27 protein-coding genes are annotated in these 22782 nt (G+C 60.6%); 14 read left to right on the plus strand and 13 right to left on the minus strand.

The window, feature by feature from the left end:
- Window positions 1-66 precede the first annotated feature (66 nt).
- Entirely contained in the window at window positions 67-576 is a 510-nt protein-coding gene (locus GA0061102_RS34175) for a GFA family protein (RefSeq protein ID WP_092843335.1), read from the minus strand.
- A complete protein-coding gene (locus GA0061102_RS01475; protein WP_092843337.1) occupies window positions 573-938 on the minus strand; it encodes a VOC family protein in 366 nt (121 codons plus the stop codon). Before GA0061102_RS01475 ends, GA0061102_RS34175 begins: the two co-directional genes overlap by 4 nt.
- An 80-nt stretch (window positions 939-1018) precedes the next feature.
- On the opposite strand from GA0061102_RS01475, the gene GA0061102_RS01480 reads away from it, so the two are divergent.
- The gene (locus GA0061102_RS01480; RefSeq protein WP_167667862.1) at window positions 1019-1666 is read left to right on the plus strand and encodes a TetR/AcrR family transcriptional regulator; all 648 of its coding nucleotides are present in this window, start codon (window positions 1019-1021) and stop codon (window positions 1664-1666) included.
- Between the two features lie 442 nt (window positions 1667-2108).
- Here GA0061102_RS01480 and GA0061102_RS01485 read toward each other — a convergent pair whose 3' ends face one another.
- Window positions 2109-3044 (minus strand): LysR family transcriptional regulator, encoded by a 936-nt coding sequence (locus GA0061102_RS01485; protein ID WP_092843339.1) that lies wholly within the window; start codon window positions 3042-3044, stop codon window positions 2109-2111.
- A gap of 116 nt (window positions 3045-3160) precedes the next feature.
- Here GA0061102_RS01485 and GA0061102_RS01490 point away from each other — a divergent pair, with 116 nt between their 5' ends.
- The 3 genes from GA0061102_RS01490 to GA0061102_RS01500 all read left to right on the plus strand — a co-directional run bounded on the left by GA0061102_RS01490 (window position 3161) and on the right by GA0061102_RS01500 (window position 4638).
- A complete protein-coding gene (locus tag GA0061102_RS01490; protein ID WP_092843684.1) occupies window positions 3161-3400 on the plus strand; it encodes a P-loop NTPase family protein in 240 nt (79 codons plus the stop codon).
- Window positions 3401-3447: 47 nt separating this feature from the next.
- Entirely contained in the window at window positions 3448-3951 is a 504-nt protein-coding gene (locus tag GA0061102_RS01495; RefSeq protein ID WP_092843341.1) for a hypothetical protein, read from the plus strand.
- 135 nt (window positions 3952-4086) lie between these two features.
- Entirely contained in the window at window positions 4087-4638 is a 552-nt protein-coding gene (locus GA0061102_RS01500) for a GNAT family N-acetyltransferase (protein WP_092843343.1), read from the plus strand.
- 36 nt (window positions 4639-4674) lie between these two features.
- On the opposite strand, the gene GA0061102_RS01505 is transcribed toward GA0061102_RS01500, so the two are convergent.
- Complete coding sequence (locus GA0061102_RS01505; protein ID WP_092843345.1) at window positions 4675-5238, minus strand: methylated-DNA--[protein]-cysteine S-methyltransferase; 564 nt, start codon at window positions 5236-5238, stop codon at window positions 4675-4677.
- A gap of 139 nt (window positions 5239-5377) precedes the next feature.
- The gene (locus GA0061102_RS32860; protein WP_159432132.1) at window positions 5378-5515 is read right to left on the minus strand and encodes a hypothetical protein; all 138 of its coding nucleotides are present in this window, start codon (window positions 5513-5515) and stop codon (window positions 5378-5380) included.
- Between the two features lie 225 nt (window positions 5516-5740).
- Between GA0061102_RS32860 and GA0061102_RS01510 the strand changes: the two genes are divergently transcribed.
- Window positions 5741-6358 carry a 2'-5' RNA ligase family protein gene (locus GA0061102_RS01510; protein WP_092843346.1) on the plus strand — a complete coding sequence of 206 codons (618 nt, stop codon included), beginning with the start codon at window positions 5741-5743 and terminating at the stop codon, window positions 6356-6358.
- A gap of 9 nt (window positions 6359-6367) precedes the next feature.
- On the opposite strand, the gene GA0061102_RS01515 is transcribed toward GA0061102_RS01510, so the two are convergent.
- Window positions 6368-8008, minus strand: coding sequence for a SulP family inorganic anion transporter (locus GA0061102_RS01515; RefSeq protein WP_092843348.1), 1641 nt, complete (start codon window positions 8006-8008; stop codon window positions 6368-6370).
- Between the two features lie 96 nt (window positions 8009-8104).
- Window positions 8105-9019 (minus strand): LysR family transcriptional regulator, encoded by a 915-nt coding sequence (locus GA0061102_RS01520; protein ID WP_245297892.1) that lies wholly within the window; start codon window positions 9017-9019, stop codon window positions 8105-8107.
- Between the two features lie 58 nt (window positions 9020-9077).
- Between GA0061102_RS01520 and GA0061102_RS01525 the strand changes: the two genes are divergently transcribed.
- Window positions 9078-10052, plus strand: a complete 975-nt coding sequence (locus GA0061102_RS01525) for a quinone oxidoreductase family protein (protein ID WP_092843350.1) — start codon at window positions 9078-9080, stop codon at window positions 10050-10052.
- 81 nt (window positions 10053-10133) lie between these two features.
- On the opposite strand, the gene GA0061102_RS32865 is transcribed toward GA0061102_RS01525, so the two are convergent.
- Window positions 10134-10304 (minus strand): hypothetical protein, encoded by a 171-nt coding sequence (locus GA0061102_RS32865; protein ID WP_159432133.1) that lies wholly within the window; start codon window positions 10302-10304, stop codon window positions 10134-10136.
- A 12-nt stretch (window positions 10305-10316) separates the two neighbouring features.
- Here GA0061102_RS32865 and GA0061102_RS01530 point away from each other — a divergent pair, with 12 nt between their 5' ends.
- Together GA0061102_RS01530 and GA0061102_RS01535 are read left to right on the plus strand one after the other, a co-directional pair.
- The gene (locus tag GA0061102_RS01530) at window positions 10317-11498 is read left to right on the plus strand and encodes an MFS transporter (protein ID WP_092843688.1); all 1182 of its coding nucleotides are present in this window, start codon (window positions 10317-10319) and stop codon (window positions 11496-11498) included.
- Between the two features lie 99 nt (window positions 11499-11597).
- Window positions 11598-12659, plus strand: a complete 1062-nt coding sequence (locus GA0061102_RS01535; RefSeq protein ID WP_092843352.1) for a M14 family metallopeptidase — start codon at window positions 11598-11600, stop codon at window positions 12657-12659.
- Between the two features lie 393 nt (window positions 12660-13052).
- Here the strand turns inward: GA0061102_RS01535 and GA0061102_RS01540 are convergent, their stop codons facing one another.
- Window positions 13053-13574 carry a MarR family winged helix-turn-helix transcriptional regulator gene (locus GA0061102_RS01540; protein WP_092843354.1) on the minus strand — a complete coding sequence of 174 codons (522 nt, stop codon included), beginning with the start codon at window positions 13572-13574 and terminating at the stop codon, window positions 13053-13055.
- 152 nt (window positions 13575-13726) lie between these two features.
- Between GA0061102_RS01540 and GA0061102_RS01545 the strand changes: the two genes are divergently transcribed.
- The 3 genes from GA0061102_RS01545 (at window position 13727) to GA0061102_RS01555 (ending at window position 15914) form a co-directional block, all read left to right on the plus strand.
- The gene (locus tag GA0061102_RS01545) at window positions 13727-14083 is read left to right on the plus strand and encodes an ArsC family reductase (protein ID WP_092843356.1); all 357 of its coding nucleotides are present in this window, start codon (window positions 13727-13729) and stop codon (window positions 14081-14083) included.
- 9 nt (window positions 14084-14092) lie between these two features.
- The gene (gene ybaK / locus GA0061102_RS01550) at window positions 14093-14566 is read left to right on the plus strand and encodes a Cys-tRNA(Pro) deacylase (RefSeq protein ID WP_092843358.1); all 474 of its coding nucleotides are present in this window, start codon (window positions 14093-14095) and stop codon (window positions 14564-14566) included.
- A gap of 94 nt (window positions 14567-14660) precedes the next feature.
- On the plus strand, window positions 14661-15914 hold the full coding sequence (locus GA0061102_RS01555; RefSeq protein ID WP_092843360.1) for an aminopeptidase: 1254 nt from the start codon (window positions 14661-14663) through the stop codon (window positions 15912-15914).
- Window positions 15915-15974: 60 nt separating this feature from the next.
- Here GA0061102_RS01555 and GA0061102_RS01560 read toward each other — a convergent pair whose 3' ends face one another.
- From GA0061102_RS01560 to xseA, 3 genes are all read right to left on the minus strand, one after another.
- Window positions 15975-16397 carry a VOC family protein gene (locus GA0061102_RS01560; RefSeq protein ID WP_092843362.1) on the minus strand — a complete coding sequence of 141 codons (423 nt, stop codon included), beginning with the start codon at window positions 16395-16397 and terminating at the stop codon, window positions 15975-15977.
- Window positions 16398-16617: 220 nt separating this feature from the next.
- Window positions 16618-17208: an NAD(P)H-dependent oxidoreductase gene (locus GA0061102_RS01565; protein WP_092843364.1), complete on the minus strand. Its 591-nt coding sequence runs from the start codon at window positions 17206-17208 to the stop codon at window positions 16618-16620.
- Window positions 17208-18824 carry an exodeoxyribonuclease VII large subunit gene (xseA, locus tag GA0061102_RS01570; protein WP_092843366.1) on the minus strand — a complete coding sequence of 539 codons (1617 nt, stop codon included), beginning with the start codon at window positions 18822-18824 and terminating at the stop codon, window positions 17208-17210. The genes GA0061102_RS01565 and xseA overlap by 1 nt, the downstream gene beginning before the upstream one ends.
- A 236-nt stretch (window positions 18825-19060) precedes the next feature.
- On the opposite strand from xseA, the gene GA0061102_RS01575 reads away from it, so the two are divergent.
- Window positions 19061-19291: a homogentisate export protein gene (locus GA0061102_RS01575; RefSeq protein ID WP_092843367.1), complete on the plus strand. Its 231-nt coding sequence runs from the start codon at window positions 19061-19063 to the stop codon at window positions 19289-19291.
- 7 nt (window positions 19292-19298) lie between these two features.
- On the opposite strand, the gene GA0061102_RS01580 is transcribed toward GA0061102_RS01575, so the two are convergent.
- Window positions 19299-21128: a hypothetical protein gene (locus GA0061102_RS01580; protein ID WP_092843369.1), complete on the minus strand. Its 1830-nt coding sequence runs from the start codon at window positions 21126-21128 to the stop codon at window positions 19299-19301.
- A 223-nt stretch (window positions 21129-21351) separates the two neighbouring features.
- Between GA0061102_RS01580 and GA0061102_RS01585 the strand changes: the two genes are divergently transcribed.
- Together GA0061102_RS01585 and GA0061102_RS01590 are read left to right on the plus strand one after the other, a co-directional pair.
- Window positions 21352-22365 (plus strand): glycosyltransferase, encoded by a 1014-nt coding sequence (locus GA0061102_RS01585; RefSeq protein ID WP_092843371.1) that lies wholly within the window; start codon window positions 21352-21354, stop codon window positions 22363-22365.
- Entirely contained in the window at window positions 22362-22748 is a 387-nt protein-coding gene (locus GA0061102_RS01590; RefSeq protein WP_092843373.1) for a GtrA family protein, read from the plus strand. Before GA0061102_RS01585 ends, GA0061102_RS01590 begins: the two co-directional genes overlap by 4 nt.
- Window positions 22749-22782 lie beyond the last annotated feature (34 nt).

The raw sequence follows: 22782 nt of genomic DNA on the forward strand, positions 1-22782 counted from the left end.
ACCGACCCCAGCCAGATGGTCCAGAAACGGGGGCAGCTCACCGCTATTGAGGCAGACAGCCGAAGTTCATCGACGCAATAGCATTGCGGCCCCTGACGCCAAAAGCTTTGCCATGAACCGTAAGGGGTAACCTCGATAGCTGGGTAGGTCATTCGGAAGAATGACGTCTTCGGGCTTGAACTTTGTACAGATTCGCATCTGCAAGGGTGGCAGATCTCCCAGGAACCGGGCTCTGTATGCCGAAACCCAGAACGGGCCCTTGTCGAAATTCATGAACATTGCCGAATTGCAGCAAGTTGCGACAACTCTGTTGGTAGCCGAGTTCTCCTTGAGCTTGTAATTTTTTAGGAGTGCGCTCCCATTCGAGCATTCGATGCGGTCTTTTCGGTAGAGGATGTAGGCCGTCCCACCATCAGGATCGCGTACGGGGCCTGCATCGGGCAATTCCTCGATTTGGCGCGAGCCCTTCTGACAATCGTCGCAGTAACAGACGTTGCTGACTATAGGCGCGCCGAACACTTTGAGCTCGACTCTGCCGCATGAACAAGACGCGGTCATGTGAAGAGTGGGCATCATCGGCTGGCGATCACGATGCGGTTGCCTTCACTGTCCCGAAATTCCGCAACCGTGCGTCCCGGTTGCCAGGGCGCCTTTTGTGGCTCCGACACGATTTCGACACCTCGCGATTTGAGCCTCTCGACGGTGGCTTCGACATCGTCGTCCACAAAGACAAGGACAGGCTCGACGGACGGAGCCTCATCCCCGCGTCTGAGGAAGTGCAACGTCGTTTCGGCGCCACCGAACCGGAGTTCGATCCACCTCCAGCCGTCCTTGCCCATAGGCTGATCGGCGACTACCTGACAATCGAAGGTATCTGTGTAAAATGCCTTGGCTCGATCTTGGTCGAACACCGGAAGCTCGGCAAACTGAACGTACACGGTTGATGCTCCTGTCGGATCTGCACTTGAATCAAACTAGACCGTCCAGTACTATGAGTCAACAAATAGGGGACAAGTTTATGACCGCGGCGTCTTCGGCAATTGCTTCGGAAGGGCTCAAACAGTCCGCGCGCAAGCGGCAAGCCATCCTCAATGCAGCCGCAGAGGTGTTTCTGCACAAAGGCTACCTGGCCACCAACATGGACGAGATCGCGGCGCTTGCGGCAGTGTCGAAACAGACCGTCTACAAAAACTTTCCAAGCAAGGAGACGTTGTTCGTAGAGATCGTGAGTAGCGTGACCAACCAAGCTAGCGACGGCGTCCACAATGAAACGCCTGATCTCGCTGAGGGCGAAGACGTTGCCGATTATCTCCGGCGCTATGCGAACCGGCAGCTTGCCATCGTGCTGACGCCGCGCGTGATGCAACTGCGGCGTCTGGTCATTGGCGAGGTCGACCGCTTCCCTGGATTGGCGAAGGCTCTCTTTGACGGCGGACCCAAACGGGCAATGGCGGCGTTCGCGGCGATGCTCGAACGCCTGGCCGATCGCGGTTTGTTGACGATTGATGACCCAGGCGTTGCAGCTTCGCAATTCAATTGGTTAATCATGGGCGAACCGTTGAACCGTGCCATGCTCTTGGGCGACGATGCTATTCCGAAACCGGCGGAGCTTCGACGTCATGTCGCAGCCGGAGTGCGCACGTTCCTCGCGTCATACGGCAAGTGAAGCATATTGCAGGATGAGCGGATGATGCTGACGGTAGTTTCCCGTCACGTCGGTAGGAGCCATTCCGGCGATGGATACGAGAAATCGTGCGGTCGACGCCGATAGTCCCCGAAAGCGAGGGTTTTCCCCGAACGGAAAATTCCCCTTTAGAATCAAAAGGCCCGGACAACGAACGGTTCGGTTGACGGGAGTCCCTGGGGTAGAGAAAATTCTTACGCAAGAAAATCAACAGGTTGCCGTCGATGGGAACCATCGAGTGGGAGTGATCGGACGTGCCGCGGAGTAAAAAGGGGATACAACAGCGTACGACAGGCCATGTGGTATGATCGATAGCAGCCGATCGGTTTCGCATCGGGATATGCGAGCCCGAGTGATCTCGATCCATTGCGGTCGGCGCGGCCCAGAACGGGGCATCTTCACGCCGAAAGCGCGTCCATCATCGCTATAAATTTGGGCCTTGTTGGCTGTGTCCGAGATGGCTCTTGGCATGATCGATGAAGGCGCGCAGTTTCGGCATCATTTGCCGGTAGCCGGGATAGTAGAGAAATACACCCGGCGCCATGGGTGCAAACGGTTCCAGCATAGGTATGAGTTTCCCTGCCTTCACCGCATCGGCAGCGATCGGCTCGGGCACTTGCGCAAGACCCACTCCCTCGACGGCCGCCCTCAGCACTGTGGGAATGTCGTTGGCGATGAGAGGTCCCGAAACGACGACTTCGACTGCCTCTTTGCCGCTGACGAAGGACCATGGCGCGATCGACCCGTTCGAGCGGCGCAGGCGCAGGCAAGCATGCCCGCGCAGATCGTCGATGACTTCCGGACGCGATCGCCGGCGCAGATAATCAGGGCTGCCGACCACGGCCAGCGGCAGCGACGGCGTTAAACGCACCGCAATCATATCGGCTTCGATGAACTGGCCGAGCCGGATGCCGGCGTCAAATCCTTCGGCGGCAATATCGACCAGATCCGCGTTTGCGGCGATTTCCACCTCGACGTCGGGATAGGCTTGGCAGAAGGATGCGATCAGCGGCTCGAGCAGGATCGGCACGACCGATGGCGGCACCGTCAGACGCAGGAGCCCGGCAGGCCGCTGCCCAAGGTCCCGCGCGACCTCGCTTGCGGCGACAAGCTCCTCGAAAGCGGGTTTTGCGCGTGCATGAAATCGTTCGCCGGCTTCGCTGAGGCCGACGCTGCGTGTGGTGCGAATGAAAAGCGCGGAGCCGACGCGCGCCTCAAGTGTGCGCACGGCTTGGCTGATCGCCGATGGCGTCACCCCGAGTTCCACGGCCGCTTTGCGAAAGCTGCGATGCTGCGCGACGCTCAGGAACGCTTCCACGCCGTCTAGCGCACCTTGCCTGATTGTGAAGTTCCGCTTCATAGCTCGACAACATTATAGCGAATAGTCCATCGCGGGAAGCGGCCATATATTTGAGTTGTCAATCAGGACGTCGCCGAAACGAGACCGTGAAGGCTGGCGTCACACGCGAACAAGTCATGACCGTCATGCCCGCTGAAATCCAGCAGACGGTACTGCTCTATCTCAGCGGGAAGATTCGAGAATGGTATTCGCGAGGCGACGGGCGCGGAGCCATCTTCCTGCTGGATTCCAGGGATGTCGCCGAGGCGCAGGCAATCATGGAAGATCTGCCCTTAGCCAGGCAAAATCTCATGGACCACGAATACATCACAATCGGCCCGCTTTTGCCGCTCCGCTTGCTCATGGCCAATCCCTGAGCATCTTCAGATATCGAAACATATCTACAACATAAAGGAATCCGAGCATGCCACCGGACTTCAGTCTTCCATTCGTTCTCAGCGTTGCCGGCGCCTTCTTGACAAGTTCGGTGGTGGCTTACGTCTATGTCTGGCCAGCGGTTCGTGAAATGCCGCGTTATGAGGCGCTGAGACTTCTCGCGGCTTTCCACGCGTTCAGGTTCCTGGGGATGAACTTTCTGGTATCCGGATTCGTATCTTCGGAGTTGATTTCTGATTTCGCCTATCAGGTCGGATGGGGTGATCTCATCGCAGCCGTCCTCGCGCTTGCTTCAATGGCCGCACTTTCTTGGCGGTGGCCGATCGCGGTTCCGATTGTCTGGATATTCAATATCTGGGGAACCATAGATCTTCTGAACGCCTATTACATGGGCATAACGAGGATCGGAAATCCCGGCCTCCTTGGCGCCGGCATTTATGTACCCGCGCTTTACGTGCCATTGCTGCTCGTCAACCATGGTCTCGCCTTCAGAATTCTATGGCGGAAGAGAGCATTGGAACAAGCGGCATGACGCGGCGGCAGGATCGCGATCCAGCCGCTTCACCTTGCGGGATTTCGTGTATGAATAAAAATAACCCAAAGGGCGCGAAGTCTAGCTGGACGCCTGCAGCAGATTTCCCGGCGCCAGACCCAAAAAGTGACCTGAATGGAGCCGACGCTCTCGCCCCCGCGACTGGAAACCGAACGGCTTATCCTGACGGGGCACACGGCCGATGACTTCGAACCGCTTGCCGGCATGTGGAGCGACCCTCGGGTCGTGAAGCATATTTTCGGCAATGTCGTCTCTACCTCCAGGGAGTCATGGATGCGGATGCTGTCCTATCATGGCCTCTGGCCGCTTCTCGGGCACGGCTACTGGGCAGTCCGCGAGAAGTCTTCCGGTCGCTATGCCGGCGATCTCGGCTTTGCCGATTTTCATCGTGTCATGGAGCCACCGATCAAGGGCATTCCGGAGGCCGGATGGGCATTGGCGGCTTGGGCGCACGGCAAGGGTTTTGCTACGGAAGCTCTGGCCGCGGCCACTGCCTGGCTCGACGAACAGCCGCGATATGACCGGAGCGTCTGTCTGATCTCGCCCGATAATCCGGCATCGATCCGCGTCGCCGAAAAGGCAGGCTATCGCGATCCGAAGCCAATCCGCTTGAACGACAAGGATACGCTGTTGTTTTCGCGCGCGCGCCGGGCAACGGAAAAATAGAGCGAGCGGACGAACCCCCTCGCCCGGCTCGATCGCCTAGAACGCCAGCGACTGCTGGACTGGCTTCGGTGGGGCCAGCTGGACGCCTTCCAGCTCGAGCATATGCGCCTTGGCATTGGAGCCACCGGGCGCGGAAAAGCCGCCGATCTTGCCGCCTGCTGCCAGAACGCGATGGCAGGGAATGATCAGTGCCACCGGGTTCTTCGCCATGGCCTGCCCGACATCGCGGGCGGCTTCCGGCCCCGCGCCAAGCTGCTTGGCCAGGGTTCCATAGGTGGTGGTGTGCCCCCAGCCGACCTGCCGGGCGGCATCATAGATCTGCTTGAAGAACGCATCCTGTTCACCGAGATCAAGCGTGACGCCCGAGAAGTCGATTTCCTCGCCGGCGAAATAACGCTTCACCTTGGAGACGACGTCAGCGACTTCCGGCGTCGGCGTGCCGGCTTGTGCGTTCGACAGGCGGCGCAGAAGCAAACGCTCGGTCGTCACCGCATCCTTCGTCGGCAATTGAAAGCGAATGACGCCGATATCGCTCCACGCGATGCCGCAGAAGCCGCCGGCGGTTTCGAAGATCAGGTAATTCTGCCTTGTCTCATTCATGACGAAAGCTCCCGTGTTTCCACTTGTCATGAAAATCGTCCTCGAAAGCGTCGAATTCAACCCGTTTCTTGCGAAGATCGAGAATTGCCACTGTTTTGAGAGTAGCAGAACGGTCTTGAGACAATCGCAGGCACGGATATCAATATCCGCCGCCGGTCGGAGGGGCATTCTGCGTCATGCCACCGCCGGAATTGCGCTCGCCGGAGGTGGTGCAAGACGCAAGAGCAAAGCCGATGAGAGCGAGAAAGAGCACCGCAAAGACAGATCTGATGAACATGGCTGTCATTCCTTGTTGGTGAGAATGGGCATGAAAGCCCGAACTTGGAATGAACAGATTAAGCCGGCCTTTTATTCGATCGCTTTCTAAATGAGATTTACGAGATGAAGAGCCCCATCGACGGCAAATGTTCCTGTTTTGTTCTTGATTTAGCAATTGCTCTATCCTATCATCTTGCGGTCGAAAAACAGGAGGAGGCAAAGCGGCACAGCTTTGAGCTATCCCATGAAGAACAATGGGCAACTCTCGCTCAATCTCAGCGGCGGATCGCGCAGCCGAGCACCACCGCCAGTCGATCAAGGGCCAATTAGCGAACTCTATTTTGCAATCCTTCCCGATGCGGAGAGTGCCGCTCGGAGTCATGAGCTCGCAGGCAACTTCCATCGGCAGTACCGTTTTTTCGCGAAGCCACGAAGAGCTGATCTCCTCCATGTAACGCTCTATACGATCGGTTCGTTTCGCTGCTTGCCGGAGGAGACAGCGTTTGCGGCGATGGAGGCTGCCTCGAGGGTTAGGAAGCCATCCTGTCCCGTGGTTTTCGATCGGGCTGTCAGTTTCGGTAATGGTGATAATCGGCCGCTTGTTCTGTGGAACAAGAATGGGAACGCCGAACTCAAAGCGATCTATCAAGAATTGGTCGATGCCATGCGGCTCACGGGGATTGCGCCGACGAAAGAAAAGCCAGTCGAGCCGCATATGACGCTGCTCTATCAGGGGCGAATCGTTCCGGACATTATGCTTGAGGAACCCGTGAGTTGGACAGCTAAAGACTTCGTCCTCATCAACAGCCTACAGGGTGAATCAATCCACCAGCACCTTTGCTATTGGACGCTTCGCGACTGAGCGACCCGCTCAAGCCTTCGGCTGGTTGCCGTCCGCCATCACCGCCGCCACAGCGTCATCGACGCTGAAGCTGCAGCGACTGGTGGTGTCGGCAACGCCGGCGAGGGCCATGAGATCGCGGACGCGGTCATGCACGCGGGCGAACTGGACGCGCAGACCGGTGCGCTGCATGGCCTTGTCGAATTCCATCAAGGCGTCCATGGCCGTGCTGTCGATATCGGAGCTCTCTTCCAGGCTCAGAATGATGGCCCGCAATCCGGCTTCGTTTCGGCTGCCCGACATTATCGCGCTGAAGATCGTGTCGGCATTGCCGAAGAACAGGGTTTCGCCGGGGCGCCAGATGGCAATGCCCGGCGTCTCGGACGCATCGCCATGGCGGCTGACATCAACGAAATTGTGGCTGTCGCCAAGTCGCCCAAGGCGGGCGACATAGGGCGATGCCAAACGATGCATCATGGCGGCGAGCGAGAGGGCGATCGCCAGCAGCATGCCGTTGAGCACGCCGAACGCCAGCACACCGACAGCAGCGCCCAGCGCCACGTAGAAATCGCGATGCAGGCGGCGCAGACGCAGGATCGGGCTCGGATCGAGCGCATGGGTCAGCGCCGCGATGACAACAGCTGCCAGCACCGGCTCGGGTAGGAGCGCTACCAACGGTCCGGCACTTGTAATCAGGATGGCAAGGCCGATGGCGGCGAACACGGTGGTTGCCCGCGTCTTCGCCCCGGCCGCCTCGCTGGCGAAGCCGGCGGAAAAGCCTGCGCCGACCGGCATGCCCTGGACAAGCGCGCTGGCAATATTGGCGGCCCCGAGCGCGCCAAGCTCGCGATTGACCTTCAGCGTCTCGCCATAGCGCAACGCCAAGGCCCGCATCGTACCCCAGGATTCGGCAAAGAGGATAAGCACCAGAGGCACGGTAAACTGTACCAGCCGCGAATAGGCCGCCCAGTCGGCATCCGGCAGCGACGGCCATTGCGGCAGGATCTCTATGCTGCCGACCAACTTGACGCCATGCGCCTCGAGGCCGAACAGGTACGATGCAAGGATGCCGGCGACCAGCACGAGGAAGGCGCCGGGAAGACTCGGCACGCGCTTGAGCAGCAGCAACGCCGCCAATGCCGCGATGCCGACGGCGACGCTGATCGGGTTCCATTGCAGAACCGCGCCGAACAACGCGGCCGCGTAGGTCAAGATATTCGAGCCTTGCACCGGCACGCCCACCAGGATCGGCAGCTGATGCAGGATGATGGTGATCGCCAGCCCCAGCGCGAAGCCGCCGAGCACGGGCCGCGAGATGAAGCCGGTGATGCCGCCGAGGCGCAGCACGCCGGCGACAACGAAAAGAATGCCGGCGAGCGCCACCGCGACCGTCGCCAGCCCGGCCTTGATTGTGGCATCGCCCGGCACCACTGCCAGCGTTGCGGCGAGAATGGCTGCAGACGACGAAGTCGGTGAGATGATGGCGAAGCGGCTGCGGCCGAATATGGCATACACGAGACATCCGGCAATGCCGGCAAGGATGGCCCGATGCGGCGGCAGCCCGGCAATGCCGGCGTAAGCGACCGCTTCCGGCAGCATCAGGCCGGCAACCGATATGCCGGCAACCAGATCTGCCTTGTCCACCACGAACCAACTGCTCAGCTTCGTCATCGATCACCGATCACCGATCATAAGGAGGCTCATCCATCTATGGATAGAGATTCGCCACCAAGCTGCAACAAGAAAATAAGCCTTGAAAACCGCGCCTTAAGAGGCGGTATCCGCACCGTCGCGCAAGGGGCAGCTTCGGCCGATGATCTCGGTGACAAAATCCATCACCGCGCGGATGGCGGGCGAACGACGCAGATCGGGATAGGTCACGAGCCAGAGGTCGCGCGTGGGGGATGGGATCGTCACCGGCAGGCGCATCAGCCCCGCCTCGCCATCGCCCAGAAAGGCTGGAAGCGCCACGACGCCGAGGCCGGCACGGGCGGCCTCGAGCTGACCGAAGACATCGGTGGCGCGGAACACGATCGGCCGTCCCTCCAACAGGCTGCGCAGCCAGGTCTGCTGCGTCAGATGCTCCATCGCCGCATCATAGCCGATGAAGGCCCAATCCTTCTCGGGCTTCTGCGCCACGGTCGGGATGGCATAAAGACCGAAGCGCATGAGGCCGATGCGTCGCACCAATAGATCGCTCTCCTCCGGCCGCGTCATGCGCACGGCGATATCGGCCTCACCGTAATTAAGCGCAGCACGGCGAGTGACGCCTGCAATGGTCAGGGTGATATCCGGGTGCTCCGCGCGGAAGAGGGTCGCCTTCGGAGCGAGAAGATGGGCAGCGATCGATGGCGGCGCGCTGATTTTGACCGCGGCAGAAAGCCCGGCGACGGCGCTTTTCGAATAGCGTCTGATCGCCTCGACGTTTTCTTCCATGCCGGCCACCAGTTCAGCGATGGCGCGGCCATCGACCGTCAGCGGCGACGTGCGCGGCCGCCGGTCGATCAGCCGCAAATCCAGGGACCGTTCCAAAGAGGCAATGCGGCGTCCAACCGTTGCGTGGTCGACGCCAAGCTCCCGAGCTGCTGCCGAGAGCGAGCCCGTTCGTGCCAGGGCGGCGAAATGAAGGAGGTCCTGCCAGTCGATCATCGGTGCATTATTGCACAGATATGGTGAGCTCATACCGAATTTATTCAAGTCGAGGTTTATGGTCAAAGATCTCCTGAAAGGAGACTTCTGCATGCCCCTAGCGATTACCATTACCGGCCCCGGCGGACCGGAGGCTATGAAAGCCATCGATCTCCCCGCCACCGAACCAGGCCCCGGCCAAGCCCGGATCCGCCAAAGCATCTCAGGCGTCAATTTCGTCGACATATATATTCGTTCCGGCCTCTACCCGCTGCCGCCGGGCCAGAGCGTGCTCGGCTTCGAGGGTGCCGGCGTCATCGAGGCTCTCGGCCCCGGTGTCGGCGAGCTGAAGGTCGGCGACCGTGTTGCCTATGTTGGCCATCCGCTCGGCAGCTATGCCGAGGTGCGCACGCTATCGGCAGCACGGCTGGTGAAATTGCCCGATGGCGTTAGCGAGCGGGTGGCCGGCAGCACGATGCTGCGCGGGCTTACCGCCCATATGGTCCTGCAAAAGGTCTATCCGCTGAAATCAGGCGAATGGGTTCTGGTGCATGCGGCAGCCGGCGGCGTCGGCCAGCTTGTCACGCGCCTTGCAAAGCGCCTCGGCGCCAACGTCATCGCCACGGTCGGATCTGAAGCCAAGGCCGGTTTCGCCTATGAGGCCGGCGCGGACATCGTTCTCCTGCACACATCCGAAGATTGGGTGGAGGAAACCCGCCGCATCGCCGATCGTCGCGGCGTACATCTGGCTGTCGATGGGATCGGCGGAACGATGCTGTCGCAGACGCTCGCCGCCGTACGTCCCTTCGGCATGGTCGCCAGCCTCGGCCAGGCGGCCGGTCCCATTCCGCCGATCGAAATCGAGGAGTTGACCGCACCCCGCGCCATCGGGCTCTCGCGCCCGAGCGTACTGACCTATGCCAACGATCCCGAGCTCTATCGGCAGGGGACAACGGCCCTGATGGAGCACCTGCAGGCCGGACTGATCAATCCGATCGGCGCCGAATACGAGCTGAAGGACGCTGCTCGAGCGCATGCGGACCTCGAAGCCGGACGCACGACGGCCAGCGTCGTCTTGACGATGTAAACCTCATGCGAGCGGGGCCATCCGCCGGCTCCGCTCGCACCGCGGGATTTTCAAAGCCGCACGCACATAATCATTATGTCGTCAATGGATTTTGCTGCAAAGCAGCAATTCGTTGACCCCACCTGCTTTTGCCTGATACGCCTTGTCCATGGCGATGCGCGGCCATTCGGCCATCGCTGCCATCTCTATCCGATACGAAATCTCGATCCTTCGTGGCAAAAAGTTTTGGGCATCGCTCTTGCCGGTGTCCACAGGCGATATCCCGTGAACACAGCCTCCCAGACCATCAGGTTCAACTCGACCCTGGCCCTCGTTTCCATCGTCGCACTGACATTCTTCGGCTACATCGCCATCGGCCTTCCGCTTGCGGTATTGCCGACCTACGTCGACAGCGGCCTCGGCTTCGGTGTCGTCTGGGCGGGTGTCGCCGTCAGTACGCAATATGTGGCAACGATCATCAGCCGCGCGCATGTGGGTCGTCTCTGTGATCAGTATGGGCCGCGCCGCTCTGTCCTGCTCGGCTTCCTTGCCTATGGACTTTCGGGCATTCTGACGATCGCCTCCACGTTTACGGTCCAAGTCCCGACGGCAAGCCTTGCCCTCCTTCTTGCCGGACGGCTGGCGCTCGGGATCGGCGAAAGCTGGGTCAGCACCGCGGCGATCACCTGGGCGATCGGCCTGATGGGATCGCGCGAGACTGTGCGGATCATTTCCTGGAACGGCATCGCCACCTACGGCGGCATCGCGCTCGCCGCTCCCTTCGGTGCCTGGCTGCAGGGGCAATATGGCTTCGTCTCCATAGGTATAGTCACGGGACTCCTCGCCATCGCCGGGCTGATGCTGGCGCAAACCCGGCCGCCCGTGCTAGGCGTGAAGGAAAAGGGTATCGGCACCGGCCAGGTGCTAAGCCGTGTCGCGCCTTTCGGCGTCGCACTCGCTCTCGCCTCCAGTGGTTTCGGCGTGGTCATGGCCTTTGTCGCCCTTTTCTTCCATAGCCGCGGCTGGGTGGGCGCCTCCTTTGCGCTCAGCGCCTTCGGTCTTGCCTTCATGGGCGTTCGTCTCGGCCTTGCGCAAGCCGTTGCCCGGTTCGGCGGCCTGCCGCTGGTACGCATTTCGCTCGTCATCGAGGTGATCGGCCTCGCCGCACTCGCGCTTGCGCCCTCGCCAACGATCGCCATCATCGGCGCAGCCCTTGCCGGCGCCGGTTTCGCGCCTGTCTTCCCGGCGCTCGGCAACGAGGCCATGGAACGCATCCCGCCGCAGAACCGCGGCGTCGCGCTTGGGCTCTATTCGATCTTTCTCGACGTCTCGCTCGGCGCAACAGGCCCGATTGCCGGCATCGCCGCCGATCATCTCGGCTATGCCGCCCCCTTCTCCCTCGGCGTCGGCGCAGTGCTGCTCAGCCTCGTCTTGAGCCTTGGCCTGCGCAGGCACAAGGGTTCCTGACGAATATCAGCACCTCTGTATCCAGTCGGTCGCAACGGTTGCGGAAGACCGCTATGGCTTGTTATGGGTCTCCGATTATGATTTGGAGGAACCCGTTACATGGATATCACCGAAATCGTCATCGAGGGCGATACTGCGGGCATTGTATGGCGATTGCCGGTTCTGCACTTCGCCGGCAACAAGGCCGGTGCGCCGAAGATCTATATCCAGGCCGCACTCCATGCCGGTGAGTTGCCGGGCACCGCACTCATCCACTTCCTCTGCGAACGGCTGCGGAAGGCAGAAGCAGAAGGTGCCATTCAGGGCGACATCACCGTGGTGCCACACGCCAATCCCATCGGCGCGGCGCAATCTCATTTCGGCGAGATGCAGGGTCGCTTCGATTTGGGGTCGCGCACCAACTTCAATCGTGACTTCCCATTGATCTCGCTGCGCGACCGGGATCTCCTGATCGAGAACCTCGAACGCTATCCCGCCGTCGACCGGCTGAAGCGTCAGCTGATCCATATGGCGCTCGGCGCAGATCTGGTGATCGATCTCCATTGCGACGACGAATCCCTGCAATATGCCTATATCGACGAGGCATTCTGGCCCGAGGCCTCCGATCTTGCTGCTGCCTTGAAGATGGATGCCGTGCTGCTTTCGGACGGCGAAAGCTCGGCTTTCGAGGAGGCGGTCAGCTTCGCCTGGAAATACGAAGTGCCGGGCGAAAAGAAGGCAAGACTGCCGGGCAAGCTATCCGTGACGGTCGAATTGCGGGGCACCCGCGATGTTTATCCCGAAATGGCCACGCAAGATGCGGAAGGGCTCTGGCGCTTCCTGGCTGTGCGCGGCGCAGTATGTGACGACAGCGTTCATCTCGCCGCCTTCGCCGGGCCGGCGGTGCCACTCGACAATGTCGAGATGATCCGCGCTCCCCAGGCCGGCACGGTGCTTTTCCATCGCAATATCGGCGAACGTGTCGTGGAAGGCGACCGGCTGGCGACGATTATCACCGCACCCGGCATGCCGGATGGGACCATCGAGGTTCGCGCGCCGCAAGACGGCCTCATCGTCACCCGCGTCTCGGACCGACTGGTGCGCCGGCGTGGCGATCTGATGAAGATCGGTTCCGACAAGCCAAGCTCCGTCGTCCGCAAACCGGGCACGCTGGAAGACTGACTTGCCTTTGGAGCAATTCCTGGAAAAGTGCGCAGCGGTTTTGCGTCCGGAATTGCGTGAAAACAAAGAGCTGGATCGGTTCAGCGTTCCGACAAAAAGCTGAACCGATCTAGCGGCGATCGATCATCCTGCAGCGCAGGGTGAAGGCGATCGCCGCCGCTTCCCGGAGAAGAGTGCCGAGGCGACGGATATGATCCGGTGCGCCGGCAAATGCCGCGCGCCATCTGCCCCTTAGCCAGGCAAGAATTGAGCGATTTCCCATCACGATCATGCCTCAGATCTAATTGATGCAGGCGATGTTCAGCGCGTCGAAGGAAGCGGGTTACGTGCCCCTAAATATATGTATGCATAGTGCATATATTTTAAGACGATGTCAAGGACACCGTCCTGAGGCTAGGACATGAAGGCAATGGGGCAGCGATCCTGATCGCAGACGCCCTGATCGCAAACGCGGCAGACCACATCCTGATCGTCGCCGAGATCGACCAATGCCGGCAGCAATTTCTCCACCAGACGTCCGAGCTGCTCGGTCTCTTCAGGTTTCAGCCCTTTGAAAGCCCGCTCGATAACGGCACGGCGAGCGGCCAGGCTTTTGTCAAACAACACCTGCCCGACCTCCGTCAGTTGCAGCGAGCGGGCGCGCTTGTCCCCCTCGACGCCGCCGGCGCGCAACACGAGATCGGATGCCACCAGCTGGTCGACGAGGCGCACGGTGGCCGAATGGGAGAGTGCGATCATTCTGCGCAACGTCTCGATCGTCAGACCCGGCTCGGAGCCGATCTGGATGACGGCGGCGACGGCGCTCGGACCGAAGCCGGTCTCATCGGCGAAGGCCTTCTCCATCTTGTCCACCAGAGCAAGGCTCATGGCGCCAAAGAGGTTCTCCAGCCGTAGTGTTTCCTTGTCCGTCGCCATGCTCACTCGCGCCATAAATATGCATACTGCATATTTACAGGATTATTGGCGGCAACCGCAACGGATGAGAGAACCGCTCCGCCGTCCGGCCGCCTTTTACCCGGCTTTATTCGCATGCTATGCGCTATCAGACAGCAAGAGACGGATTCGCCATGACGATCACCATTTACGGCATCAAGAACTGCGACACGATGAAGAAGGCCCGAACCTGGCTCGAGGGCCACGGCATCGCCTATGATTTCCACGATTACAAGGCCGTTGGCATCGATCGGGATCATCTGGAGCACTGGACCAAGGAAGCAGGCTGGGAAGTCATGCTCAACCGCGCCGGCACCACCTTCAAGGCCCTGCCGGAAGCGGATCGCACCGACCTTTCGAAGGACAAAGCCATTGTGCTGATGCTGTCGCAGCCTTCGATGATCAAGCGTCCGGTCCTGGAAGCAGACGGCAAATTGCTCATCGGATTCAAACCCGATATTTATGCGGCGGCATTCGGCAAGACAGCCTAGAGACAAGCCATGTCAAAAACCACCCGCGCCACGCAAGTGCTGAGCCAGACGAAAGTCGCCTTCACCGTGCATGCCTATGACTACGATCCGAATGCGGAGCGTGTTGGTCTGCAGGCGGCGGAGGCCCTCGGCGAGGAGCCGCATCGGGTACTGAAGACGCTGATGGCGGAGGTCGACGGCAAGCCGGTTTGCGTCGTCGTACCCTCCGATCACGAAGTCAGCATGAAAAAGCTCGCAGCAGCCTTCAGCGGCAAATCGGCTGCCATGATGAAGCCAGCCGATGCTGAGCGCCTGACGGGGTACCACGTCGGCGGCATCAGTCCCTTCGGCCAGAAGAAGCTCGTTCCCACAGCGATCGAGGCGCAGGCGATGACCGAGGCCTATGTCTATATCAACGGCGGCCAACGCGGCCTGCAGGTGAGGCTCAGCCCACAGGACGCCTTGACCGCTCTCAAGGCCAAGGCCGCGCCGCTGATTGCCTGACGATCTTCAAGATCGGACAAACCGCCTTCAATTTCGCCGCAAAGCGGTCTAAGTCTTCAGTCCATCTTTCGATATCAGCCAAGCAGGTTTTGCCATGACATCAACCTCCCCCAACCATCATCCCGTCGATCACGCCAAGCTGGAAAAGCTTGCGGAAGTGGCCGTAAAGGTCGGGTTGCAGCTGCAGGCCGGCCAGGATCTGCTCATGACAGCGCCGGTCGCGGCGATGCCGCTGGTACGGCTGATCACGCGCGAAGCCTACAAGGCCGGCGCCGGCCTTGTTTCCACCTTCTATTCGGACGAAGAGACGACGCTCGCACGCTACGAATACGGCCACGACGCGAGCTTCGACCGCGCAGCAACATGGCTCTACGAGGGCATGGCCAAGGCCTTCTCCAACAATACGGCGCGCCTCGCGATTTCCGGCGACAATCCGATGCTGCTGTCCAATCAAGACCCGAACAAGGTGGCGCGCGCTAACCGCGCCAATTCGGCTGCCTACAAGCCGGCTCTCGAAAAGATCTCGAATTTCGATACCAACTGGAACATCGTCTCCTATCCGAACCCCTCCTGGGCGAAGCTCGTCTTCCCGAACGATCCGGAAGCGATCGCGGTTGCCAAGCTCGCCAAGGCGATCTTCTCGGCCTCGCGCGTCGATGTCGAAGATCCGATCGCGGCGTGGGCCGAGCACAATGCCAATCTGCACAAGCGTTCCGCATGGATGAACGGCCAGCGCTTCGCTGCCCTGCATTTCCAGGGACCGGGCACCGACCTGACGGTCGGCCTGGCGGAAGGCCATGAATGGCACGGCGGCTCCTCGACGGCCAAGAACGGTATCACCTGCAACCCGAACATCCCGACGGAAGAGGTCTTCACCACGCCGCATGCGCTGCGCGTCGAAGGCCATGTCTCCTCCACCAAGCCGCTCTCGCATCAGGGCACGCTGATCGACAATATCCAGGTGCGTTTCGAGGGCGGCCGCATCATCGAAGCTAAAGCGACACGTGGCGAGGAAGTGCTGAACAAGGTGCTCGACACCGATGAAGGCGCGCGCCGGCTCGGCGAAGTGGCGCTGGTGCCGCATTCCTCGCCGATTTCGGCGAGCGGCATCTTGTTCTACAACACGCTCTTCGATGAAAACGCCTCCTGCCACATCGCGCTCGGCCAGTGCTACTCCAAGTGCTTCATCGATGGCGCGTCGCTCAGCCAGGAGCAGATCAAGGCACAGGGCGGCAATTCCAGCCTGATCCATATCGACTGGATGATCGGCTCCGACAAGGTGGATATCGACGGCATCAATGCCGATGGCTCGCGCGTAGCCGTCATGCGCAAGGGCGAGTGGGCCTAAGCCTTAACTGGCAGCAATCGCAGAGAAGGGAAAGCGGGCCGTGAGCCCGCTTTCTTGCATTTAGATGCCGAACGTCACCAGGCCGTTTTCATCAATCGGCCAGAAGGGATTCCAGGCGATTTCCCAGGCGTGATCGTCGGGATCTGCCACATAGCCGCGGAAGCCGCCATGCGGCGGTGCATCGGCCTCGCGAAGCATGCTCCCGCCTGCCAGCACCAGCTGATCCATGAGGATGTCGACATCCTCACGAGTCGCAACATTGTGCGCCAGCGAAAAGGCGCCAGGCGATTTCAGGCCTGATCGACCCATGTCCTGCTCCAGCGACGGGAGCTTGAAGGTGCCGAGGACGAAGCCGTTCATCTGGTAGAAGACGATCTCCTCATTCTCGAAGACGGGAGCCCAGCCAAACCCTTCCATATAGAAGCGTTTGGGCCGATCGAGATCGAGAACACCGATGGTGATGACGGAAATCTGCTGCTGCATAACCAAGTCCTTTCGTTCGCCTCGCGAGATTGCGAGCCGTTCAAGGTCTTGGGCCGCTACCGAAGTAGTGGAAGGACCCGCATAAAGCGGGGGTTGGGCCAACCGCACCAACCTAACCTGTTTCTGACGATATAATCGTCTCAGATTCGAAAAACGGAATCAAGATGGCCGCTATTAAAGCAGTAAACGCGGCAGGTTCAGCCCCCGCTTGCGCTTGGCTCTAAAGAGCTGCCAAGGCTTTCCTGATGCGGGCAAGATGCGCCTTGCGTCCGGCATCGGTGACGCGATCCATGTCGTGCAGCGCCAGCATGCGGAAATTCAACCGCTTGGCGCAGAAGGCGGCGATACCGCGCTTCAGCAGTCGCCGCACGGGATTGCCCATATAGAGATACACGATCCACCAGGGCGAGCCTGTCGTCGTCAACGCCCAAAACAGCCGGATATTGGTGAGCTTCGGCACGATGCGCCCACCGGCGGGATCGTGCGTGAAGGCAACACCGGGCGCGAAGGCGCGATCGAAGAAGCCCTTGAGAATGGCCGGAAAATTGAACCACCATTGCGGAAAGACGAGTATCAGCCCTTCGGCCGCCCGCAGCCGCGCGACGATATCGTCGACGCCAGAGGTATCGTAAGGTTGGTCGAAATAGCCGCCTCGCTCGGCTTGCGACAGGCGCGGATCGAAGCCTTCGCGGTAGAGATCGAGCAGATCGACCTGATGCCCTCCGGCAACGAGAGTCTCCTGCGCGACCTTTGCCACAGCCGCGGCAAAGCTATCCTCAAGCGGGTGGGCCAGGATCAGCAGGATGCGCATCAGAAGAGGCTCCCTTGCTTTGGCAGAGCAGCGGGCTCAGCGGCCTTGGTGGCGCGCTTCTTCGAAGGCGCGGCGCCTGATGGGGGAATGGCCGGTGATGGCGGCACCTCGCCATCACCGGTGACAGCACCGATGCGGCCGTCGGCGAATTCGATCGAGATAGCCGCGCCAGTGGAGAGCGCCGCTGCCAGCGAAACAGGGCGGTCGTCCTCGTCACGAACCACGGCGTATCCGCGCTTCAAGACGTTCTTGTAGGAGAGCGACTGCAGAATGCGCTCCTGCGCCACGAGTTCGCTGCGGGCGCGGGTCAGCTGATGCCGGATGGCGGTATCGGCGTGGCGTACGAGATTGCCGAGACGATCACGGGCGCGGCCCGTCTGCGTTTCGAGGCGCGATGGCAGCGTGGCGAAGACGGCGTCGGCACGTTCGATGCGGGCGCGCGAACGGTCGAGCAAGCGCTCGACGGTCCGCTCCGCCCGGGTCATTCGCTCGCTCAACTGCTGGCGGCGCTCGGCGATCCGGTTCGACAGGATATCCGGGCGCAGCTGTGAGGCCATACGTTCGAAGGAACGGCGCTTGTTCAGCGTGTTCAGCTCGAGCCCGCGGCCGAGACCGGTGGCTGCCTCATCGAAGCGGCGGCGCGGCAGGGCCAGGATCTGATCGAGCGAAGGCAGGGCACGCAACAGCGCGCGCACCGCCTGCCGCCGCTGATCCATCTGCCTGCCCACTCCACCCTGCAGCCGGGCGGCAAGGCTTGCGAGCTGTGCCTCAAGTTCAGCCCTGACCGGCACGGCCATTTCGGCTGCACCCGTCGGCGTTGGAGCCCGCACATCGGCAGCATAGTCGATCAAGGTCCAATCGGTCTCGTGACCTACGGCCGAAATCAGCGGGATGTCGCTCGCGGCAGCAGCACGGACGACGGTCTCGTCGTTGAAGCTCCAGAGATCCTCCAGGCTGCCGCCGCCGCGCGCGACGATCAGCACATCAGGGCGCGGGATCGGCCCGCCGGGTGCGAATTCATTGAAGCCGCGAATGGCGTTCGCCACCTCATCGCCCGAGCCCTCTCCCTGCACCTTTACCGGCCAGACCAGCACATGCACGGGAAAGCGATCGGAGATGCGATGCAGGATATCGCGAATGACAGCGCCGGTCGGCGAGGTAATGACGCCGATCACTTTCGGCATAAAGGGGAGCCCGCGCTTGCGCTCGGCATCGAACAGGCCTTCGGCTCCGAGCTTGCGCTTACGCTCCTCCAGAAGCGCCATCAAAGCGCCAGCGCCAGCCGGTTCCAGGTTCTCGATGACGATCTGGTATTTCGACGAACCCGGGAAGGTCGTCACCTTGCCGGTCGCGATGACTTCCATCCCCTCTTCCGGGCGGAATTTCAGCTTTGAGAAGGTGCCTTTCCAGATCACCGCGTCGATGCGGGACCGGTCGTCCTTCAGTGAGAAATAGGCATGGCCCGAGGAATGCGGGCCACGATAGCCGGAGATTTCCCCGCGCACGCGCACCTGATCGAACGCATTCTCGACCGTGCGCTTGATCGACCCGGACAATTCCGAGACGGAATATTCCGTCAGGTTCGAAGGCGAATCATTCTCAAAAAAGCTGCTCATAGCTTCTTTCTAGCCCATGTCGCGGAAAATGCGGAGCCTAGCGCATGGCCCTTCAATCGGAATCGATGGACGCAGAGGATTATGTGCAGATTTAAACTGCGACTGAGTCCCTATGCGTCCCATAAGACGGCGCGCGGCGGAGCTTCATCAAGCGTTAACCCTGTCAACAAAGCCTTTTTTAGCCATCGGCGCGTAAATCTGTGCAAACTGGTTCTTGGTAAAGAGGATATGGAGCGATGATATTCGCGACCGCCACGATCATCGGGATTGCCGCAGGCCTGCAGCGCTCGACCATCGGCGCGCTGCTCGGCGTGGCTCTGGTGAGCATCGCCTTCATGGCCGCAGTCGTCCTATCCGTCTCTCCCCCGCCGCTGATGACATTGTTCATCGCGCTTGGCGGCTATAACCTCGGCTTCATCGGCTATCTTGTGACTGCCGATATGATGGAGCCCGGCCGACGCGCCTAGATCGTTCCTACGGCTTGAACCGGAAGAATTGAACCTCAGACTTGGCCGATGCGGCAAAGGGCTCCAGATAGGTGGGCACACGACCGGCGCTGAGTTGGGCATAGAGTCCCTGAGGGCTCCGCTCGGACAATAGTTGCATCTGCGGATCGCCCTTGCAGAAGGCGACTAGCGTTACATGCGCATCACGCAGAAGCGCTTCCGCCTGCTGCGGCTGGGCAAGGCCGATATTCAGTTCGGCTCGCATCCCGTCCGGGTCGCGATGATAGGGCCCGGAGAGAACTCGGTGCGGCGTGAAGCGCAAAATCGGCGCTCCCATGTTGGACGCCGCAACCACGACGCCGGGCTCGAGGCCGGCGATCGGCGCCAGCGCCTCCTTCGATATGCAGTCTGTCGTTTCCTCGGCTTTGGCAGGCGAAGCCATAAAGCGATTGACGATGACCTCATGTGCAAAGGCGCCGCCGACCGCCCATACCGTCGGCACAGAGATCAATACAGTGACCACGTAGAAGAAGGATGCCCTCACATTCTTCGTGTCGGCCGCCGAAACGCGACGCAGCTCGGCGACAAGGAGCGCGAGCGGCGGAATAGCCAGCAGATTGGCGAATTCCGCACCGCGGACCTGCACAAGCGTGATGATCCAATTAATGGCGATCAGGGCCATGAGGATCGCGTGCATGCGGGCCCGATCGCCTCGCAGCATACGGAACGCGCAGACAAGCATTGCGATGAAGCTTGTCGCGTAGAATGTGCCGAGCATGTCCGGCTGCCTGTGCGCGACCGAGAAGATCGATTGCGCTTCCGTCACTCTGCTCAGCCAAAGGTCTACCAGCATCGGGTCCAGATCGGAAAGCGGATTGTGCAGGCATTGCGGCGCGATCGCGATGGTGGTGGCAAAGACGAATGCGCCGTTGGCAGCCAACACAGCCATACGCCCCGGTCGGGACAGGTGGCTGGCGAAGATTGCCGACAACAAAAGTCCGACGCCGCCGGCGCTGGTGATGGCGTAGAAGCCGAGAGAAAGATTGTCGCAGGTGACCATCGAGTAGAAGCGCGGTGACACCAGAGAGAAGAACGCCGCACTGACGGCAATCGTCAGCGTCAGCGCGAAAGCTTTTGCGGCAGGCGCGAACAGCGCGCCGTCCCAGGCCCATAGGCAGGCGACAGCGACGCAGACGACGGCGACGAAGGGCGTCGTCTCCGCGCCGATGCCGAGCTGGATTGCAAGAGCGACGGCGGCGATGGCAAAATTGCGGGGCCTGTAGCTTTCATCGACCAGCATGGCGACGGTCAATGCGACAAGGCAGAGCTGGACGTTGTCGTGATCGATGGATCCAGGCACGAAACGCGGCGAGAGCAAAACGAACAGCGCCGTAAACAGAAGTGAGAAATGCATGCCCTCGACGGCGGCCATGCGACGGCCGGCAAGAGCCATGAAAAACATCAACGGCAGGATGAGCATCAGCGGCCAGACGGTCAGCGCCGCCGCCTCGGCGCCCTCCGGCGAGAAAAACATGCGGAAAAACAGGATGAGGCTTGCAATCGGCAAGTCGATGAAGCGCGACCAGTGCATCAACGTCCCGCCATCGAGACCGAGGCGGTATTGGATCATGTCGAACCAGCCCTGACCGGCGAGCAAGTCGCGCACCTCGACAAGACGCATGACGTCGTCATTGTCGGGGCCGACATAATCCGTGACGTGGCGATGGATGACGAGCTGCGCGACGATGACCAGGATGCAGTAGATCAACGGCACGAGAACGGGATGAGACCAGCGCGACGACGCTTTCCTGCCCGTTGCCGGAGCGGCTTCGGGCGACATTGCCAGCGTCTGCGTCATACAGATAAACCCCGTATTTGAAGGATATTCCGGGGCAACACTAACGCCTGCCCATCAAAAAAAAGTAAAGCGCGCGCCGGCCGCGATATTCATCACGATAATGTTTTTCTCAGACACGATTTCCCGCCAATTTTCCTTCGCAACCATAGCGTCTTATTAACAGCCAGCGCGATAAGCTCTCGCCCGGATCGTCTGATATCACGCATAGGAAGCGGCCAAGACCATGTGGAATGAGAAGCTGAGCATCGCCGTCCTGCTGCCTTGCTACAACGAAGCTGCCACGATCGGAGATGTCGTTCGCGGCTTCCGGCGCGCCATCCCGCAAGCCAGCATCTATGTCTACGACAACAATTCCACCGACGGCACAGCGCTGCACGCCATGCTCGCTGGCGCGACGGTCGTGCGTGAGCGCCGGCAGGGCAAGGGGCATGTGGTGCGGCGCATGTTCGCCGACATCGAAGCCGATATCTATCTTATGGCCGATGGCGACGGCACCTATGCGCCGGAGGATGGAGAAGAGCTGATCCGCACGCTTCTGACCGAAGGCTCCGACATGGTCGTCGGTACCCGCCGCAACGTGCACAACGACGCCGGCCGCCAGGGCCATGCCTTCGGCAACCGCATCTTCAACTGGCTCTATCGCTCGATTTTCGGTGCGGATTTCACCGATATCTTCTCCGGCTACCGCGCCTTCTCGCGCCGTTTCGTCAAGAGTTTCCCGGCCGTGTCAGGCGGCTTCGAGATCGAGACGGAAATGTCTGTTCACGCCTCGCGGCTGAAACTGCCCGTCAGCGAGCTGGAGCTCGACTATGGCCGGCGGCCGGAGGGCTCGCATTCGAAGCTTTCCACCTTCGGCGACGGCTGGAAGATCCTCCGGATGTTCGCGATGCTGATGAAGGAAACGAAGCCTTTCGCCTTCTTCGGCATTCTGGGCATCATTGCCATGGAAATGAGCATCGGCTTCTCGATCCCGGTCTTCATCGAATATTTCGAAACCGGGATGGTGACACGCCTGCCGAGCTGGATCCTCTCCGTGGCGCTGACGATGATTGCCTGCATGCTGTTCACAGCCGGCCTGATCCTCGACTCAGTCGCACGCGCCCGCGCCGAACAGCTGCGCATCCATTATATGAGCCTGGCCAAACCGTCGTCAGGTGAGATTGGCGATGACCGCACGGTCTACACGGCGGAACTCGAAAAACCCGCAAGCCGGAAGAAAAGGGCGAAGGCTGCATGAAGAAGCTCTTTCGCTTCCTGATCGCCGGCGGCGTCGGCTTCGTGGTCGATGCCGGCGTGTTGCATCTGTTGCTGTGGTTCACGCCTTTCGGCCCCTTCATTGGCCGGGCCATCTCGATACCGAGCGCGCTGCTCGCCACCTGGGTACTCAACCGCAACTTCACCTTCGGCCGGTCCGACCGCTCGCTGGCAGCGGAAGGCTTCCGTTACGGATCCGTGGGCCTTACCTCGGCGTTGCTGAACTATACTCTGTTCAGCTCGCTTCTGATGACGGAACCGTCGTTGCGGCCGATCATAGCGCTGACCCTCGCTTCGGCGGCAGCGACGGCGTTCAGCTTCTTCGGCTATTCACGCTTCGTCTTCCGCCACCGGCAAAATCCCTGAAGCAATTCCAGGAAAAGTGTTCAGCGGTTTTCCG

The organism is Martinezella miluonensis, from assembly GCF_900094545.1.
In the GTDB taxonomy this organism is placed as follows: domain Bacteria; phylum Pseudomonadota; class Alphaproteobacteria; order Rhizobiales; family Rhizobiaceae; genus Rhizobium; species Rhizobium miluonense.

Bases quoted from the DNA above. Each gene is read 5' to 3' on its own strand.
- GA0061102_RS01495 (WP_092843341.1), top strand. From the start codon at position 3,448: ATGCCACCGGACTTCAGTCTTCCATTCGTTCTCAGCGTTGCCGGCGCC.
- GA0061102_RS01525 (WP_092843350.1), top strand. From the start codon at position 9,078: ATGCCCCTAGCGATTACCATTACCGGCCCCGGCGGACCGGAGGCTATG.
- GA0061102_RS01560 (WP_092843362.1), bottom strand. From the start codon at position 16,397: ATGCAGCAGCAGATTTCCGTCATCACCATCGGTGTTCTCGATCTCGAT.
- GA0061102_RS01555 (WP_092843360.1), top strand. From the start codon at position 14,661: ATGACATCAACCTCCCCCAACCATCATCCCGTCGATCACGCCAAGCTG.
- GA0061102_RS01510 (WP_092843346.1), top strand. From the start codon at position 5,741: ATGAAGAACAATGGGCAACTCTCGCTCAATCTCAGCGGCGGATCGCGC.
- ybaK (WP_092843358.1), top strand. From the start codon at position 14,093: ATGTCAAAAACCACCCGCGCCACGCAAGTGCTGAGCCAGACGAAAGTC.
- xseA (WP_092843366.1), bottom strand. From the start codon at position 18,824: ATGAGCAGCTTTTTTGAGAATGATTCGCCTTCGAACCTGACGGAATAT.
- GA0061102_RS34175 (WP_092843335.1), bottom strand. From the start codon at position 576: ATGATGCCCACTCTTCACATGACCGCGTCTTGTTCATGCGGCAGAGTC.
- GA0061102_RS01485 (WP_092843339.1), bottom strand. From the start codon at position 3,044: ATGAAGCGGAACTTCACAATCAGGCAAGGTGCGCTAGACGGCGTGGAA.
- GA0061102_RS01480 (WP_167667862.1), top strand. From the start codon at position 1,019: ATGACCGCGGCGTCTTCGGCAATTGCTTCGGAAGGGCTCAAACAGTCC.
- GA0061102_RS01515 (WP_092843348.1), bottom strand. From the start codon at position 8,008: ATGACGAAGCTGAGCAGTTGGTTCGTGGTGGACAAGGCAGATCTGGTT.
- GA0061102_RS01520 (WP_245297892.1), bottom strand. From the start codon at position 9,019: ATGAGCTCACCATATCTGTGCAATAATGCACCGATGATCGACTGGCAG.
- GA0061102_RS01490 (WP_092843684.1), top strand. From the start codon at position 3,161: ATGACCGTCATGCCCGCTGAAATCCAGCAGACGGTACTGCTCTATCTC.
- GA0061102_RS01565 (WP_092843364.1), bottom strand. From the start codon at position 17,208: ATGCGCATCCTGCTGATCCTGGCCCACCCGCTTGAGGATAGCTTTGCC.
- GA0061102_RS01540 (WP_092843354.1), bottom strand. From the start codon at position 13,574: ATGGCGACGGACAAGGAAACACTACGGCTGGAGAACCTCTTTGGCGCC.
- GA0061102_RS01585 (WP_092843371.1), top strand. From the start codon at position 21,352: ATGTGGAATGAGAAGCTGAGCATCGCCGTCCTGCTGCCTTGCTACAAC.
- GA0061102_RS01535 (WP_092843352.1), top strand. From the start codon at position 11,598: ATGGATATCACCGAAATCGTCATCGAGGGCGATACTGCGGGCATTGTA.
- GA0061102_RS01580 (WP_092843369.1), bottom strand. From the start codon at position 21,128: ATGACGCAGACGCTGGCAATGTCGCCCGAAGCCGCTCCGGCAACGGGC.
- GA0061102_RS01575 (WP_092843367.1), top strand. From the start codon at position 19,061: ATGATATTCGCGACCGCCACGATCATCGGGATTGCCGCAGGCCTGCAG.
- GA0061102_RS01545 (WP_092843356.1), top strand. From the start codon at position 13,727: ATGACGATCACCATTTACGGCATCAAGAACTGCGACACGATGAAGAAG.
- GA0061102_RS01590 (WP_092843373.1), top strand. From the start codon at position 22,362: ATGAAGAAGCTCTTTCGCTTCCTGATCGCCGGCGGCGTCGGCTTCGTG.
- GA0061102_RS32860 (WP_159432132.1), bottom strand. From the start codon at position 5,515: ATGTTCATCAGATCTGTCTTTGCGGTGCTCTTTCTCGCTCTCATCGGC.
- GA0061102_RS01505 (WP_092843345.1), bottom strand. From the start codon at position 5,238: ATGAATGAGACAAGGCAGAATTACCTGATCTTCGAAACCGCCGGCGGC.
- GA0061102_RS01500 (WP_092843343.1), top strand. From the start codon at position 4,087: ATGGAGCCGACGCTCTCGCCCCCGCGACTGGAAACCGAACGGCTTATC.